Here is a 16,086-nt window from a genome sequence, read left to right on the forward strand (position 1 = left end):
ATATAATAGCAATATAAATCATACTAATTCAATAGGAATAATAAGAAAAATATTACATGATGTTAAAGCAATGAAGGGAAGAAGTATATTAAGGAAAGTTTTCAGAGAGGAATTCTTAAAATGGCTGAAAGGAATTTTAAATGGAACTTAATAGAATGCATCCTGGAGCACTAAGGTGAACACAGGTATATGAAATAAAACAACAGAGAATCAAAGAGCAGTTATTTTATTACATACACATGACAGTAGGCTTAGCAGGAGTGCCTGATATAGCACAAAGAGATGTTATGTGAAATTTTGCATAATAATCAGAGTGGGACCGCGGAATTTTTCTGCCTCTGTTTTTATAACAGGGGCACTTTTTATCTATAGTAAGAAAATTATATAGTAATTTTTGAGGGAGATTATTTATAATTCAAAAAAAAATTATAATTAAATGTTGGGGGAGATAGTATGGCTATTAACAGTAAAGTAATTTTAGAAAATAAAAAACTAGAAGAAATACTAAAGATGATTGAAAAAATAAAGTATGGATCTGTAACGCTGATAATACAGGATGGAGTAATTATACAAGTTGATAAGAATGAGAAAATAAGAATGAAGTAAAAGCGCATTTTGGCTCAGGTTTTCGATTGAAAAAAAGAAATTTATTAGCGATAAGTTAATAATTAATATTTTATTGAAAAAGTTGTTGACAAATGACAATAAAGGGAATATATTATAACAAAACACAGTAAACTTATATGAATAAGTGGAAAATTTATAGCATAGTATAAAGTGAAACTTTTCAAGTGGAGTTTTCGAGGTGCCCCTTGAGGGTAAACTTCAACTGAATTTAGTTGAACTTACCTAGAGTTGTATCACTGTTATCTCCTACTCAAAGAAATGGAGTTTTACAGTGGCTAGACATCAGGTAAAAGTAAATCTGACTGGAAAACCAGAGGATGTACTTCTAGATATAGAAGTATGTCCTCTTTTCTTTTGTGCCTAAGGATTCTGCTTAAACAATGATTTAAAGGAGGAAAATTACGATTATGGGAACAATCAATTTGAAAGAGTCTTCTGTAACTATAAGGGAAACTAGATTGGGCTCTATAACTGGATTTAATGGTTCAGCAAAGGAACTTGTAACATGTGCACATGCAGGAAAGTTAAAAGATAGTTCAAGAAAATTTTCCCAATGCATGGGGTGTAATGCAGGACATGCGTTTTGTCAGTTAGCAATGATAAGAGACGCTGTGGTTGTAAATCATGCGCCAGTGGGATGTGCAGGAGATTTCTTCGGTTTTAATTTTACCTATAGAGTTGAACAGATGAAAAGAGATCTTCCAGCTACAATAGGAAGATATTTTAGTACCTGCATTGAAGAAAAAGATACTGTTTTCGGTGCTGCTAAGAAATTAGAGGATACCGTAAGAGAAGCTTATAAAAGGACAAAACCTAATGCAATCTTTGTTACAACATCTTGTGCATCTGGAATCATAGGTGAAGATGTTGATGCAATAACCGAGGGGCTATCAAAGGAACTAGGAATACCAGTTATATCTTGTTCTTGTGAAGGCTTTAGATCAAAGATTTGGACAACAGGATTTGATGCTGCTTATCATTCTATTTTAAGAAAATTAGTAAAGCCTCCAAGAAAGAAGACTAATAAGGTTAATGTTGCTAACTTTTGGGGAAGTCACATTTTTGATGAATTTTTAAGTAGGTTAGGTTATGAGGCACAATACATTGTACCATTTTCAACAGTTGCAGAACTTGAATATATTTCAGAAGCAACAGCAACAATTCATGTGTGTTCTTCACTAAGTACTTACTTAGGAGCAGCTTTAGAGCAAGAATATGGAGTAAAGGAAATAAAGGCTCCACCAGCATATGGGATAGAAGGAACTGACATATGGATGAGAGATATAGGGAAAGTATTAGATAGGGAAGAAGAAATTGAAAAAATTATAAAAGAAGAACATGAAAGAGTCCTCCCGAAGCTTGAAGAATATAGAGAGAAACTAAAAGGAAAGACCGCATATGTAACAGCGGGAGCGGCTCATGGCCATGCAATAATAGCAATGCTTAGAGAGCTTGGGTTAAATGTTCAAGGAGCCGCAATATTTCATCATGATCCTTTATATGATAATAAAAATAAGGATTCAGATGCTTTGGCACAAGCTGTAAATATTTATGGAGATATTAAACACTATAATGTTTGTAATAAACAAGCTTATGAACTTGTAAATATCTTAAATAGAGTTAGACCAGACTTAATGATTGCAAGACATGGTGGAATGACTATGTGGGGAGCCAAACTTGGTATACCAACGTTGTTAATTGGAGATGAACAGTTTGGATTTGGATATCAAGGAGTTTTAAATTATGCATCAAGAATAGTAGAAACAATTGATAATAAAGAATTTGTGAGTAACTTGGCTAAGCATAGCACAATGCCATATACAAAATGGTGGCTAGATCAAGATCCATTTACTTTCTTAGGAGGTAATACTAGTGTCGAAAATTATTGAACAACCTAGATTTTCCTGTGCTTTAGGAGCACAGCAAACAGTAATAGCTATAAAACGAGGAGTTCCTATACTACATTCTGGACCAGGATGCAGCAATAAAATCAGTTCTTTAATAGGACAAGGTGAAGGCTATGCTGGAGGAAATACAATTCCATGTACTAATGCAACAGAAGCTGATGTGGTATTTGGCGGGGAACGAAAGCTTAAAGATGTTATTAATGGAGCCTTCCAAGTAATAGATGCTGATTTGTATGTGGTGCTTACTGGCTGCACATCAGATATTGTTGGAGATGATATAGGAAGCGTTACATCAAAATATCAAGAAAAAGACAAACCTATTGTATATGTAGAGACAGGTGGATTTAAAAGCAACAACTATGTAAGCCATAGTGAAGTTGTTAATGCAATAATTGATCAGTATGTAGATAAATTTAAAAACAACAATGGTGTAAAAAAGGGACTTGTAAATGTATTTGCAACAGTACCTTACCAAGATCCATATTGGAGTGGAAATTTAGAAGAAATAAAAAGGGTTCTTGAAGGTATTGGCCTAGATGTAAATATACTTTTTGGAAACGAATCTAATGGTATTGAGGAATGGAAGACAATACCTAATGCAGAGTTTAATATAGTTGCAAGCTCATGGGTAGGCTTAAATATCGCAGAACATTTAAAAAATAAATATAAAACACCATATGTACATTTTCCATACTTACCAATAGGAGCAATTGCGACATCGAAGTTTTTGAGACAAGTTAGTGAATTTGGGCATTTGGATAAAAATAAAGTTGAGAATTTTATTAAGAAAGAGGAAGAAAAATTTTATTTTCATATTGAAAAAACTGCGGACTTCATGCTCGAGTTTAGATATGGATTACCTAGAAAATTCTACAGTATTTTGGATTCATCATATTCCTTAGGATTTTCTAAGTTTCTATTGAATGAACTCGGAATACTTCCTGGTAAACAATTTATTATTGATGATACACCCGAACAATATAAAGAATCTATAATAAAAGAATTTGAGAATATATCTGAATATAGGTCAGCAGAAGTTGAATTTAATGTAGATGCTGGAGCAGTTCAATTGGAAATAGAAAAGGAAAAAGAAAAAGATTTTCAAGAAGGCAGGGCTTTAATACTTGGAAGTGGCTGGGATAGAGATTTAGCGACAAAATTAAATGCAGATTTGCTTATCACTAGTGTACCAGTAACTTATAGACTTGTATTAAATTGTGGTTATGCTGGATATAATGGTGGGCTTAGAGCAATTGAAGATATATATGATAGAGTATTAAACACCTATAGATAGGAATTTATATATTAAAATATTTAAATATATACCTATATAAATATTTATAGATAAATAGATGGTCCACGCAGAATCATAATTTATTAGGTGCTAGAAATTAAAGAGTATTAGAGAATTTTAGAGGTTTTAAATATGAGCATTTTTATAAGAATACTGTATGTTAAATAAAAAGTAATAGAGAGAAAAGTGGAGGGATGTTAGATGGGAGATTATAATTTTGACACAATTAAAGTTAGGGGAGGATATACTCCAAAGGATCACAATTATTCAGTTTCAGTGCCAATATATGCAACTGCATCATTTGAAGTAGGGGAAGCAGAAAGGTTTGAAAGATTAGCTAGTCTTTCTGAGGAGGGTTATATTTACAGCAGATTAAGTAATCCAACAGTAAGTGTATTGGAAAATAGAATAGCTATTTTAGATGGTGGAGTTGCAGCCGTAGCAGTTGCATCAGGAATGGCAGCTATAACTTACGCATTATTAGCAGTAGCTGAAGGTGGAGGAAGAATCTTAACAACTCATCAATTATATGGTGGAACAGTTGATGCTTTAAAAAAGCTATACCCAAGGTTTGGAATTCAAATTGACAGTATCGATAATGATGGTGGAGCTGAGGAGTTTAAAAAAGCTATAAAGGAAGATACAAAAGCAATATTCATAGAAACTATTAGTAATCCAAATGCAATTTTATCTGATATAAAAGAAATAGCAAAGGTTGCTCATGAAAATAATATTCCATTAATTGTTGATAATACTTTTGCGACTCCATATCTATTTAATCCAATTAAACATGGAGCAGATATTGTAATTTATTCTGCTACGAAAGCTTTAAGTGGACATGGAAATGTTATTGCTGGAGTAATTGTCGATAGCGGTAAGTTCAATTGGGCAAATGGAAAATTTCCTCAGTTCTCAGAACCATATTTTACTTTGAAAGATCTGAATGGTAATGAAAGAAGCTATATTGATGCATTTAAAGAAAGTGCATTTGCAGGAAAAGTAAGATTAGATTATTTAACGTATTTTGGAGCGGTTCTAAGTCCTTTTGATGCTTACTTAATATTACTAGGTCTAGAAACATTATCAGAAAGAGTCCAAAAACAGGTTAGCAATACACAAAAAATAATAGATTATTTAAAGACTGAAGAAGGAGTAAGTTGGATAAGCTATCCAACTATCGAAACAAGTTCATATAAATCTTTAGCAGATAAATATTTTTCTAAAGGAGCAGGGTCGACATTTACATTTGGATTTAATGGAACTCCTGAACAAATTAACAAACTAATAAATTCGGTAAAATTATTCAGCTATCAAGCTAACGTAGGGGATGCTAGATCTTTAATTATAAATGTTGCAAAAACAACACATGGTGAGTTAACCGAGGAGCAGTTAAAGTTAGCAAAGATATCAGAAGAAACAATAAGACTTTCAATAGGACTTGAGGATTCTGATGATTTGATAAATGATTTAAAGCAAGCATTTAGAGAGGCATTTAAGTAAATCTAGTTAAAAGCTTTAGGCATATGAAAAGCAAAATGATTTTTAAAATCAATGAAATTTAATTGATGAGTATAGTTTCATATGTTCAATATTAAAGTTTTATCCGATAGCTAGCATCCATAACACTCCCCTCTTTGAGTGGGAGATAGCGGCTGCACGCTCCTGGACGGGGTACCTCTTGAGGGTATAAGTTCAACTAAGATCCAGATGGAGATTAAAATCCACCTGAATCAAGTTTCACTTAATTATATAAAAAAGGAGAATATAAAAATGGCAGAAAAAATCTTAAGACAAGTAGCGATTTATGGAAAGGGAGGAATCGGAAAATCAACAACTACACAAAATTTAACAGCAGGACTTGCTGAACTTGGAAAAAATATAATGGTTGTTGGTTGTGATCCTAAAGCAGATTCTACAAGATTATTATTGGGGGGACTAGCACAAAAGACTGTTTTAGATACTTTGAGAGAAGAAGGAGAAGATATTGAATTAGAATCTATAATGAAAGATGGATTTAAAGGAATAAAATGTGTTGAATCTGGTGGACCAGAACCAGGTGTTGGCTGTGCAGGAAGAGGTATAATAACTTCTATTGGAATGCTTGAAAGATTAGGGGCATATACCGAAGAGTTAGATTATGTATTTTATGATGTTCTTGGTGATGTTGTTTGCGGAGGCTTTGCAATGCCTATAAGAGAAGGTAAGGCAAAAGAAATCTATATAGTTGCAAGTGGGGAAATGATGGCATTATATGCAGCAAACAATATATCAAAGGGAATTCAAAAATATGCCTTAAAAGGTGGAGTTAGACTAGGTGGAATAATATGTAACAGCAGAAATGTTGATAGAGAGCTTGATCTTTTAACTGCTTTTGCAAGAGAACTTGGAACTCAATTAATTCACTTTGTTCCAAGAAATAACGTAGTTCAAAGAGCTGAGATAAGAAAGAAGACTGTAATAGAATTTGATCCTGAAGATGGGCAAGCTGATGAATATAGAGAATTAGCAAAGAAGATTGAAGAAAATGAATTGTTTGTAATTCCAAATCCAATGACTCAAGAAAGGTTAGAAGAAATTCTAATAGAATATGGTTTGATGGATTAGATTAAGGGAAATAATGGGGAGGCAATTTTATGATATCTGTTATGAATGTAAGCAAGACATTTAATACTCCAACTGGAAAGGTAGAAGTATTAAAGAATATAAATTTAAGTGTTGAAAACGGTGATGTTTTTGGAATAATAGGTTTTAGTGGTGCAGGAAAATCTACATTAATTAGATGTTTAAATGGACTAGAAAAACCTGATTCAGGGAACATAATTATTGGAGAAAATGAAATAACTAAGTTAAATCGAAAAGAACTAAGAAATGCTAGAAAGAAAATAGGAATGATATTTCAACAATTTAATTTATTTGATTCAAGAACTGTTTATGAGAACATTGCTTTCCCATTAGAAATATCAGAGTATAAAAAAGAAAAGATAAAAAGCAGGGTTGAAGAGATATTAGATTTAGTAGAACTATCAGAAAAACGAGATTCATATCCATTGCAGTTAAGTGGGGGGCAAAAGCAGAGAGTAGGTATTGCAAGAGCATTAGCTAACAATCCAGATGTATTATTAAGCGATGAAGCAACTTCTGCTTTAGATCCCCAAACAACTTTTTCTATTTTAGAACTTTTAAAAAATATAAACAAGAGATTAAATCTAACAATAGTAATAATAACCCATGAATTAGATGTTCTAAGATATTGTACAAATAATATGGTGGTTTTAGAAGATGGACATATTGTTGAAAATGGAAGTACAGAAAATTTATTTTTAAATCCCCAAAGTGATACTTTAAAGAATTTTATTAACATTACAAATGGATTTCAAAGAAATAGAAATTATTCAGGAGGTGAAGGAATATGAGTAATGATTTAATAGGACTGCTTTTAACTGGGACAAAAGAAACTTTATATATGGTGTTTATTTCATCAATAATAGCTTTTTTACTTGGTGTACCCATTGGAGTTTTATTAGTTGTTAGTGATAAAGGAGGCATATTTCCTTTACTTAAAGTAAATAAAATAGTTGGCTTTATAATTAATGTAATAAGGTCAATGCCGGAAATGATACTCGTAATTATTTTATTACCACTTGCAAAACTAATAGTTGGAACAACATTAGGTGCAAATGCAGCTATAATTTCTATTTCGATAGGTTCAGCACCATTTCTTGCAAGAATAATTGAAAATAGCTTAAAGGAAGTTGAGTTTGGGAAGATAGAGGCGGCAGAATCAATGGGAGCGGCTCCTCTTGAGATAATAAAAAAAGTGCTTCTTCCAGAAGCCCTTCCCTCAATTGTAAGAGGAATAACTATAGCAATAATAGGAATAATAGGCTTTACAGCTATAGCTGGCGCAATTGGTGCAGGGGGGCTTGGAAGTTTAGCTATAAGATTTGGTTACCAAAGATTTCGTACAGATGTACTCATAGGAACTGTAGTTATTTTAGTAGTCATTGTACAATCGATCCAACTTATTGGAGATTTTATTGCAAGATCAATTAATAGGAAGAGATTTAAGTTCGAATAAATTAAGTTGATTTAATATGTGATATATTGAATTTTGTTATAAATGTTTATTTAAACATTGTTTTAAAGAAAACTTTTTAAAAAGGTTTCAATAAAACCTTTAAAGAATAAATAAATTTTTAAATAAAACTTCTTAACAACTTAAAAAGAAAAAAAGTAAACAATATAACAATTTATAGGAAACATGCGGGTTTTAAGGGAATTGGGAGGGTATATCAAGATAAATGAATATGGAGGGAATTAAAATGAAGAAAAAATTATTATCAATAATTACAAGTGGATTACTTTTAATTGGAGTATTTGCTGGCTGCTCAGCTAGTAAAGAGGATACAAGCAAGGCTACAAGTGCACCAGCTACAACTGAAAAGAGTGAAGTGACTCTAAAAGTAGGTGCAGCATTATCACCACATGCCGAGATATTAGAGCATATTAAACCGAAATTAAAGGAACAAGGTATTAACTTGGAAATAGTAACTCTTGATGATGAAGGTCAGTTAAATCCAGCACTGGATGAAAAACAAATTGATGCAAACTACTTTCAACATGTTCCTTATTTAGAATCAATATCAAAAGAAAAGGGATATAATTTTGAAGTTGCAGGAAAAATTCATGTTGAGCCTATAGGATTATATTCAAATAAAATAAAATCTATAAATGATTTAAAAGATGGGGACAAGATAGGTATACCTAATAATCCTTCAAATGAATATAGAGCGTTGGTTCTTCTTGAAAAAAATGGCCTTATTAAGTTAAAAAGCGGATTAGTAAATTATTCTGCGACTCCAAATGATATAGCAGAAAATCCTAAACATCTTGAATTTGTAGAAGCAGATGCAGCCCAATTACCAAGATCTCTTGGGGATTTAGCTGGAGCAGTTATAAATACTAATATTATTTTAGATGCTAAAATTGATCCGAATACAGCTATTATTAGAGAAAGTGGAGATTCTCCTTATGCGAATATAATTACAGTTAGAAAAGGAGATAAAGATAGAAAAGAAATCAAAGCACTTATATCTGCGCTAACAACTGATGATGTTAAAAACTTTATTAAAGAAAAATATGGTACAGCTGTAGTTCCAGCATTCTAAAAGGGGAGAAAAGTATGTTATATAAAATAGCATTTGCTAGCAGTGATGGAAAAGTTGTAAATCAACATTTTGGAAGAACAAAACAATTTCTAATTGTTGAAGTAGATGATAAAGACTATAAGTATGTTGGAACACGATTTAATGAACCGTCATGTCAAGAATTTCAGCATACTGAAGATGCTTTAAGTCAATCTATTGAATTAATATCAGATTGTAAGGCAGTTTTTGTTGCAAGAATTGGACAAGGGGCTTTAGCTGAGGTTGAGGCTAAAGGAATAAAAGGAATTGAAGCTCCTTATTTTATAGAGGATATACTAGAAAAAGTGTTAAATTCAAAAGTTAATATTTTAGATTTATATTAATAATGATGGGGTTAGAAGTATAACACAAATGGTCATATAATAGTTAAATAATTTAATAGAATTAGAATACAAATTAATTAAACTTTGTATAGCAAGTTAGTTTTGCTCAAAGTTAATGTAAAGGAAGTGAATTATATGGGGAATTTTGATCACCTTGCGAAGACTCATCCATGTTTAGGTGGGGAAGCACATTTTAAATATGGGAGGATACACTTACCAGTGAGTCCTTCATGTAACATACAATGTAAGTTTTGTAGAAGGGGATTCAATAAATCAGAGGTGCGCCCAGGAGTAAGTTCATTATTACTTACTCCAGAGCAAGCAGTAGAAACAGTTAAAAAAGCATTAACTTTATGCCCTGAAATAAGTGTTGTTGGAATTGCAGGTCCAGGAGATACGCTTGCCACTGATCACGCTCTTGAAACCTTTAGACTAGTAAAGAAGGAGTTCCCGCATCTTATTAACTGCTTAAGTACCAATGGGCTAAGATTAGCAGAAAAGGCTGAAAAGATTGTTGAAGCTGGAGTTGAGACAATAACTGTTACTGTTAATGCAATTGATCCAAAGATTCAAAAAGATATATGCTCATTTGTAATTGATGGAGATGGTAAAAGACTAGAAGGAGAAGAAGGTGCAAAGATATTAATTGACGCACAACTTAGAGGTATTAAAAAAATCAGCGAATTAGGAGTTATAGTTAAAATAAATAGTGTGCTAATTCCAGGTGTCAATGATAAACATATCAAGGAAATAGCAAAAGTAACTAAAGAGCTAGGAGCATCAATATTAAATATAATTCCTTTAATACCGCAAAATGAACTTTCTCATCTTGAGGCACCATCATGCATAATGCTTGATAAGTGCAGAGGAGAAGCAGGTGAATATCTTGATGTATTTAGACATTGCAAACATTGCAGGGCCGATGCTTGCGGAGTACCAGGAAAAAATCAAGATATACATGGTCAGTTATATGATAAAGAAGTGGTTGAAACTTTCTCCCATGGCTAAAGAATTAGTTGTTGGGATTAAATGGAAAAATGATAAATGTCCATAAAAAAGGACTACGTTGAGAGAAGAAATAATAATATTTTGTTTATCCTAAAACACAGTAAACAAATAAGAATAATGTGAGTAATATATAGTAATTAATATTTATAATTATAGAAAAACTTTGATATATATAAAATAAATGATGGTGTAGAATACTTTGCACTAGTGTAACTTTAAGGAGGAAAGAAAAATGAAAATAGAATCATTATTAGTTCATGGAGCTATTGATGGAGATGAAACAACAGGATCAGTAAATGTTCCTATATATCAAACTTCCACATATAAGCAAGAGGAATTAGGTAAAACTAAAGGATATGAATATTCAAGAACAGGAAATCCAACAAGAGAGGCATTAGAAAAAACTATTGCTTTGTTGGAAAGTGGAAGTGGTGGACTTGCATTTAGCAGCGGAATGGCTGCTATTACAGCAGTTTTATCTTTATTTCATAGTGGTGATAAGGTAGTAATTCCAAGTAATCTTTATGGAGGTACCTTTAGAGTAATTGATAAAGTATTTAAGAATTTTAATCTTCAATATGAGATAGTTGATTTTTCTAGATTAAATGATGTGAAAAGAATTCTAGAAAGTGGTAAGGATAACTCAAGTATTAAGGCCGTTTTTATTGAAACGCCAACAAATCCACTTATGGATATTACTGATATCAAAGAGGTCAGTAAACTTGCAAAGGAATATGGTGTTCTTACTGTTGTTGATAACACATTTATGTCACCATATTTGCAAAGACCTTTAGAGTTTGGCGCCGACATTGTTGTTCATAGTGCTACTAAATATTTAGGCGGTCATAGTAATGTGGTGGCTGGATTAATAGCTGTAAATAATGAGGAGCTTTGGGACAAGTTGCATTTTATTCAAAATTCAACTGGTGGAGTACTTGGGCCATTTGATTCATTTATATTGCTTCAAGGAATAAAAACTTTAGGTGTTAGATTAGATAGACACAATGAAAATGCAGAAAAGATAGCACAAGTTTTGTCAGAAAGTGAATATGTTGAAAAAATTTATTATCCAGGAATAAAGGATTCAAAAGGATATGAAATTCATAAGAAACAAGCATCAGGGTTTGGTGGAGTATTATCTTTTGTTATAAATGAAAAAATTGATTACAAAAAGTTTTTAAGTTCTTTAAGGCTGATAACCCTAGGAGAAAGCCTAGGTGGAGTAGAATCCTTAATATGCCATCCAGCTAGCATGACTCATGCTGCAATTCCATATAAAATAAGGCAGGAGGTTGGAATTGTTGATAATTTAGTAAGGTTATCAGTAGGAATAGAAAATATTGATGACCTAATTCAGGACTTAAACAATGCATTTAAGGAGAGTTTAGTATGAATTACGTAAGTGATGTAAAAGAACTTATAGGAAATACACCATTAATAAGACTTACGCATATCAGTGTGAATGAAAATGTTAATATATTTGCTAAGCTAGAGTGCTTCAATCCAGGAGGAAGTGTGAAAGATAGGATTGGTGTAGCAATGATTGAAGGTGCTGAAAAAAAAGGAATCCTAAAAAAGGGAAATACAATAATTGACGCAACAGCAGGGAATACTGGCCTTGGGATAGCACTTGCTGCAATTAACAGAGGTTATAATATTATTTTCGTAGTGCCAACAAAATTTTCAATAGAAAAGCAAAAGCTAATGAAAGCATTGGGAGCAAATATTATTAATACTCCAGATGAAGATGGAATGCTTGGTGCAATAAATAAAGCAAATGAATTGTTAAAAGAGATTCCTAGTAGTGTAAGTTTAGGTCAATTTGAAAATGCAGATAATCCTTTAGCCCATTATGAAACAACAGGTCCTGAAATATATAAAGCTTTAGAGGGTAATATAAATTATTTTGTTGCAGGAGCAGGAAGTGGAGGGACTTTTACAGGAATTGTTAAATATCTAAAGGAAAAGGATGAAAATATCAAGGGAGTGTTAGCAGATCCAGAAGGTTCAACTATGGTAGGTGGAGAGCATAAGAGTTATAAAATAGAGGGGATAGGAAATGATTTTGTTCCTAAAACAATGGATATATCTTTAGTTGATAAAGTTATAAAGGTTAATGATGATGAAGCTTTTAAGACTGTAAAGTTACTAGCTAAAAAAGAAGGCTTAATAGTAGGATCATCATCTGGAGCAATACTTGCGGCAGCATTAAAATTATCTGAGGAAATAGATAGTGGAAATATAGTTGTTGTTTTTCCTGATAGAGGAGATAGATATCTAAGTACAACATTATTTGATGATTAAGTAATAAAACTGAATTGATGAGATATGGGAACAAGATATATAAGGATAAGATCTTAAATTTACATTTTGAATGGGATAAAACTTGATTATGATAATTTTATTAACAAAGTTGACTAGAAAACTAGAGACTGGGTTTCTTAATTTATACATTAGTATATAAGGAACTCAGTTTTATCACTTTATGAAATAAAATTTTAGGAGGTATTGAATAAATGGCACAAAAAAAATAAATCTGGATATCCTATAGGACAATTATTGAAACAAACAGACTTCGGACATAAACCGCCTATTATTTTTGGAACTACATGGGAAAGAGATATAGCCAAGTAACTAAAGGGAGCTATCATTGAAGTAGGTTTTCCGGCATCTTATGAAGTTGTATTAGCAAGAACTTATGTTGGATATAAAGGAGCTCTTAATTTGTTAGAGAAGATCTATACTACCGCAATTAGTGCAAGTGCATAGATTTCTATAATAGCAATTTTATATTTAGGAAACAGTGGCAGTTAAAATATTAATCATAAAAAATAAAAAAATGCAAAAAATATGTATCATAGTAAAACGAAAAAAGGATGATACTTATGAAGGCTTATAAAATTAAAATTACGCTAGAAGATAGTGAACCAGTGATTTGGAGAAGAATAATAGTTCCAGAAGAAATTACTTTCAAAAAATTACATGAGATAATTCAAATATCAATGGGATGGAAAGATCAACACATGTATGACTTTGAATTAAAAGAGGAAAAACTAAGAATTACTTGCGATGATGAAGCCATTGCTGAATATGAATTTTATTCTAGAAGAAAATTAACTGAAAAAAATGATCCTCATGGTTTTATTGCTGATATGCTGAAAATTGAACCTAAATTTAGTCATAAAGTTAAGATAGATAAATATTTTGCGAAGGAAAGAAATATTAGATATATATATGATTTTGGAGACTATTGGAAACATAATATCCTTGTAGAGGAAATCTTAGAAAACTATGAGAACAGCCATCCATTATGTATTGAAGGTGAAGGAGCATGCCCGCCTGAAGATGTTGGAGGAATAGTCGGATATATTGAATTTCAGGAAATAATAAAAGATAAGAACCATCCACAATATTCAGATTTAAAAGAATGGGTAGATAAGCAAGGCTACAATAACACATTTAATATTGATGCAACCAACAAACTATTAGCAAAGATAATTACATTGAAAAAAATTATAGAATAGAATTGTACTTAAAATACTTCTGAAAATAAATTTCAGAAGTATTTTTATAAAACTAGCATTTATAAAATGTAATTTTTGATTTTTAGACAAATCTAGTAAATAAAAGATCACAATAAAGATGAAAATAGAATTAACAGAATACATACAAACATAATTTTATATGTTATTATTATTAATATATTTTTACATAATTACGAAATACATGAAGACTATAAATGATAAGGGGTAATTTGTAAAAGGAGATATAACAATTTATAGAGTTATAAACAATAATTATAGGATATTTAGAATTGATAAAATTATAAGACAAGCTAAAAGAAGTAATAATAAAAGGAGTAACAGAATATGGTCAAAAAATTAGTTTGTGGTCTACTTATTGCAGTATCTATAATTACAGGCCTTCCTATGGGAGTATCAGCAGAATGGAAACATGATAATTCTGGATGGAAATATACTGATGGAAATTCTTATTCAGATGGATGGAAACAGATAAATGGATCATGGTATTATTTTGGGAATGATGGATATATGCAGAAAGGGTGGGTGCTAGATAAGGCATGGTGGTATTATCTACAAGATAGTGGTGCAATGGCTACAGGAAAATTATCTATAGGTAATAAAACCTATGAATTTGATAATAATGGACGATGGATAAATAATTCAATATATAGTGGAAGTACATCTACAAATACGGAAGGTGCAAGTAAGCCTCCATCACAAGAAAAATTTGAATCAGCTCCTGATTTTAGCTGGGTTAATGATGATGGAAATACTTATTTTAAAATAACAGAAGATTATTATGTACACGGTGCATGGAACATTGATGGAAATATATATGTATTTGATAAAAATGGAGTAATGCAAAAGGGCGAGTACACTGCATTAGATGGGAAAAAATATCTTTTTGGGGATGATGGCAGGTTTATAAAAGGAATCACTAATCCACAATATAAATTATGGGTTGCTGGAGCAATAACAACTAAATCAAATACAGATAATTTAGGAGTAAAATTAGATGATAGCAATATGATGAATATAACGGATACTTATTCAGAGGATAGTGAGAATGGAAGCCAGATAAATGAAACTCAATCTAAAGCAACGGTCGAAGGAAGAACATTGAATTGTAAAGTTGGGCAATATATTAATCTAGGAACAATTAAAGTAAGCAGCGCGGATACTGAAAAGTCATCTTTTCCTAATTTGATTATAATATCAAGCAGCACTGATAGTAGTATTGCTTACTCAGCAGTTGATATAAGTTTGGAGGATGGATATTTTAGGCATGTTACCCCACAAATTGCAGGATTAAAACCTGGAAAGGTAACAGTTTCTGTATATATTAATGGGACAACAACTTCATATGATGTAGTTGTAACTGAATAAGATGTTCTTTATTTTTATCTTAAATTATGACTGAAAAAACAGGTAATCTAATTGAAGATTAATTTAGATCACCTGTTTTATATTTTATTTTCAAATGATTCAATTTATTTAAATGGATTTTCCTCAAAAATATTAGATATATTACCGTTGGAATATAAGCTATAAACCCATTGACACCATTCCATTCCCCATTTTGAATCACCTAAAATTTTGTTAAGTATTACAAACCTTCCGAAATAACCTGAGTCAGTGGAGAGAAGCTCTTTTCCACTTTCTTTTTTAAGGTCTTCAATCTTTTGTTTATAAGTTAAAAACTTATTAGAGTACATTTCTTCTCGAGCTTTGATTATTTGCATGGCTTTCTCTTTATCTAGTATATGTAAACAGTATGTCTTGAGCAGCATTTCATCTTTTGTAACTGGTTCTGATGTAACTTCTTCAAGCCACTTTTTGGTGGCTTCAAGCCCTTTATTTGTTGGTGTGTAAATTTTTTTGTCAGGTTTACCAGATTGCTGCACTAATCTAAATTCTACATATCCATCTTCTTCTAGTTTTGCTAGTAATGGATATATGTGGCTATGCCTAGTATGCCAGAATAAATTCATTTTTGATGTTAAGTCATAACCTGACATTGACTGATTTGCTAAAAAGCCCAAAAGGCCATAAGATAACGTATTCATAATATCTCTCCTTATATGTCCAAATTGACATATCAATTTTGTAGTAGTAATATATTTATATTATATGTCCAAATTGACATATAGGCAATTGATATAAATTACGAAACGGAAATTGAGGAGGAGTTAAGAA

At 31.6% G+C, this 16,086-nt stretch carries 15 protein-coding genes and 1 pseudogene; 15 read left to right on the forward strand and 1 reads right to left on the reverse strand.

What is annotated here, in order from left to right; translation table 11 throughout:
• Positions 1-453 precede the first annotated feature (453 nt).
• The 15 genes and pseudogenes from CLCHR_RS06830 (at position 454) to CLCHR_RS06900 (ending at position 15,276) form a co-directional block, all read left to right on the forward strand.
• Positions 454-606, forward strand: coding sequence for a YezD family protein (locus CLCHR_RS06830; protein WP_079438951.1), 153 nt, complete (start codon positions 454-456; stop codon positions 604-606).
• A gap of 428 nt (positions 607-1,034) precedes the next feature.
• Positions 1,035-2,516 (forward strand): nitrogenase component 1, encoded by a 1,482-nt coding sequence (locus tag CLCHR_RS06835; protein WP_079438952.1) that lies wholly within the window; start codon positions 1,035-1,037, stop codon positions 2,514-2,516.
• Positions 2,500-3,828: a nitrogenase component 1 gene (locus CLCHR_RS06840; RefSeq protein WP_079438953.1), complete on the forward strand. Its 1,329-nt coding sequence runs from the start codon at positions 2,500-2,502 to the stop codon at positions 3,826-3,828. The genes CLCHR_RS06835 and CLCHR_RS06840 overlap by 17 nt, the downstream gene beginning before the upstream one ends.
• Before the next feature lie 201 nt (positions 3,829-4,029).
• Positions 4,030-5,328: an O-acetylhomoserine aminocarboxypropyltransferase/cysteine synthase family protein gene (locus CLCHR_RS06845; protein ID WP_079438954.1), complete on the forward strand. Its 1,299-nt coding sequence runs from the start codon at positions 4,030-4,032 to the stop codon at positions 5,326-5,328.
• A gap of 270 nt (positions 5,329-5,598) precedes the next feature.
• Positions 5,599-6,432: a nitrogenase iron protein gene (nifH, locus tag CLCHR_RS06850; RefSeq protein ID WP_079438955.1), complete on the forward strand. Its 834-nt coding sequence runs from the start codon at positions 5,599-5,601 to the stop codon at positions 6,430-6,432.
• A 29-nt stretch (positions 6,433-6,461) separates the two neighbouring features.
• On the forward strand, positions 6,462-7,241 hold the full coding sequence (locus CLCHR_RS06855) for a methionine ABC transporter ATP-binding protein (RefSeq protein WP_079438956.1): 780 nt from the start codon (positions 6,462-6,464) through the stop codon (positions 7,239-7,241).
• On the forward strand, positions 7,238-7,906 hold the full coding sequence (locus CLCHR_RS06860; RefSeq protein ID WP_079438957.1) for a methionine ABC transporter permease: 669 nt from the start codon (positions 7,238-7,240) through the stop codon (positions 7,904-7,906). Before CLCHR_RS06855 ends, CLCHR_RS06860 begins: the two co-directional genes overlap by 4 nt.
• Before the next feature lie 244 nt (positions 7,907-8,150).
• Entirely contained in the window at positions 8,151-8,996 is an 846-nt protein-coding gene (locus CLCHR_RS06865; protein WP_079439018.1) for a MetQ/NlpA family ABC transporter substrate-binding protein, read from the forward strand.
• Positions 8,997-9,010: 14 nt separating this feature from the next.
• Entirely contained in the window at positions 9,011-9,358 is a 348-nt protein-coding gene (locus CLCHR_RS06870) for a NifB/NifX family molybdenum-iron cluster-binding protein (protein WP_079438958.1), read from the forward strand.
• Positions 9,359-9,493: 135 nt separating this feature from the next.
• Positions 9,494-10,366: a radical SAM protein gene (locus CLCHR_RS06875; RefSeq protein WP_079438959.1), complete on the forward strand. Its 873-nt coding sequence runs from the start codon at positions 9,494-9,496 to the stop codon at positions 10,364-10,366.
• 232 nt (positions 10,367-10,598) lie between these two features.
• Entirely contained in the window at positions 10,599-11,759 is a 1,161-nt protein-coding gene (locus CLCHR_RS06880) for a trans-sulfuration enzyme family protein (RefSeq protein ID WP_079438960.1), read from the forward strand.
• A complete protein-coding gene (gene cysK, locus CLCHR_RS06885) occupies positions 11,756-12,670 on the forward strand; it encodes a cysteine synthase A (RefSeq protein WP_079438961.1) in 915 nt (304 codons plus the stop codon). Before CLCHR_RS06880 ends, cysK begins: the two co-directional genes overlap by 4 nt.
• 228 nt (positions 12,671-12,898) lie before the next feature.
• Positions 12,899-13,135: pseudogene (locus CLCHR_RS06890) on the forward strand (nitrogenase component 1); the annotation flags it as partial.
• 116 nt (positions 13,136-13,251) lie between these two features.
• Positions 13,252-13,890 carry a plasmid pRiA4b ORF-3 family protein gene (locus CLCHR_RS06895; RefSeq protein ID WP_079438962.1) on the forward strand — a complete coding sequence of 213 codons (639 nt, stop codon included), beginning with the start codon at positions 13,252-13,254 and terminating at the stop codon, positions 13,888-13,890.
• A 345-nt stretch (positions 13,891-14,235) separates the two neighbouring features.
• A complete protein-coding gene (locus tag CLCHR_RS06900; RefSeq protein ID WP_079438963.1) occupies positions 14,236-15,276 on the forward strand; it encodes an N-acetylmuramoyl-L-alanine amidase family protein in 1,041 nt (346 codons plus the stop codon).
• Positions 15,277-15,380: 104 nt separating this feature from the next.
• Here CLCHR_RS06900 and CLCHR_RS06905 read toward each other — a convergent pair whose 3' ends face one another.
• Complete coding sequence (locus CLCHR_RS06905) at positions 15,381-15,956, reverse strand: PadR family transcriptional regulator (protein ID WP_079438964.1); 576 nt, start codon at positions 15,954-15,956, stop codon at positions 15,381-15,383.
• Between the last annotated feature and the right edge of the window lie 130 nt (positions 15,957-16,086).

The sequence above is a fragment of the Clostridium chromiireducens genome, from assembly GCF_002029255.1.
GTDB lineage: Bacteria > Bacillota > Clostridia > Clostridiales > Clostridiaceae > Clostridium > Clostridium chromiireducens.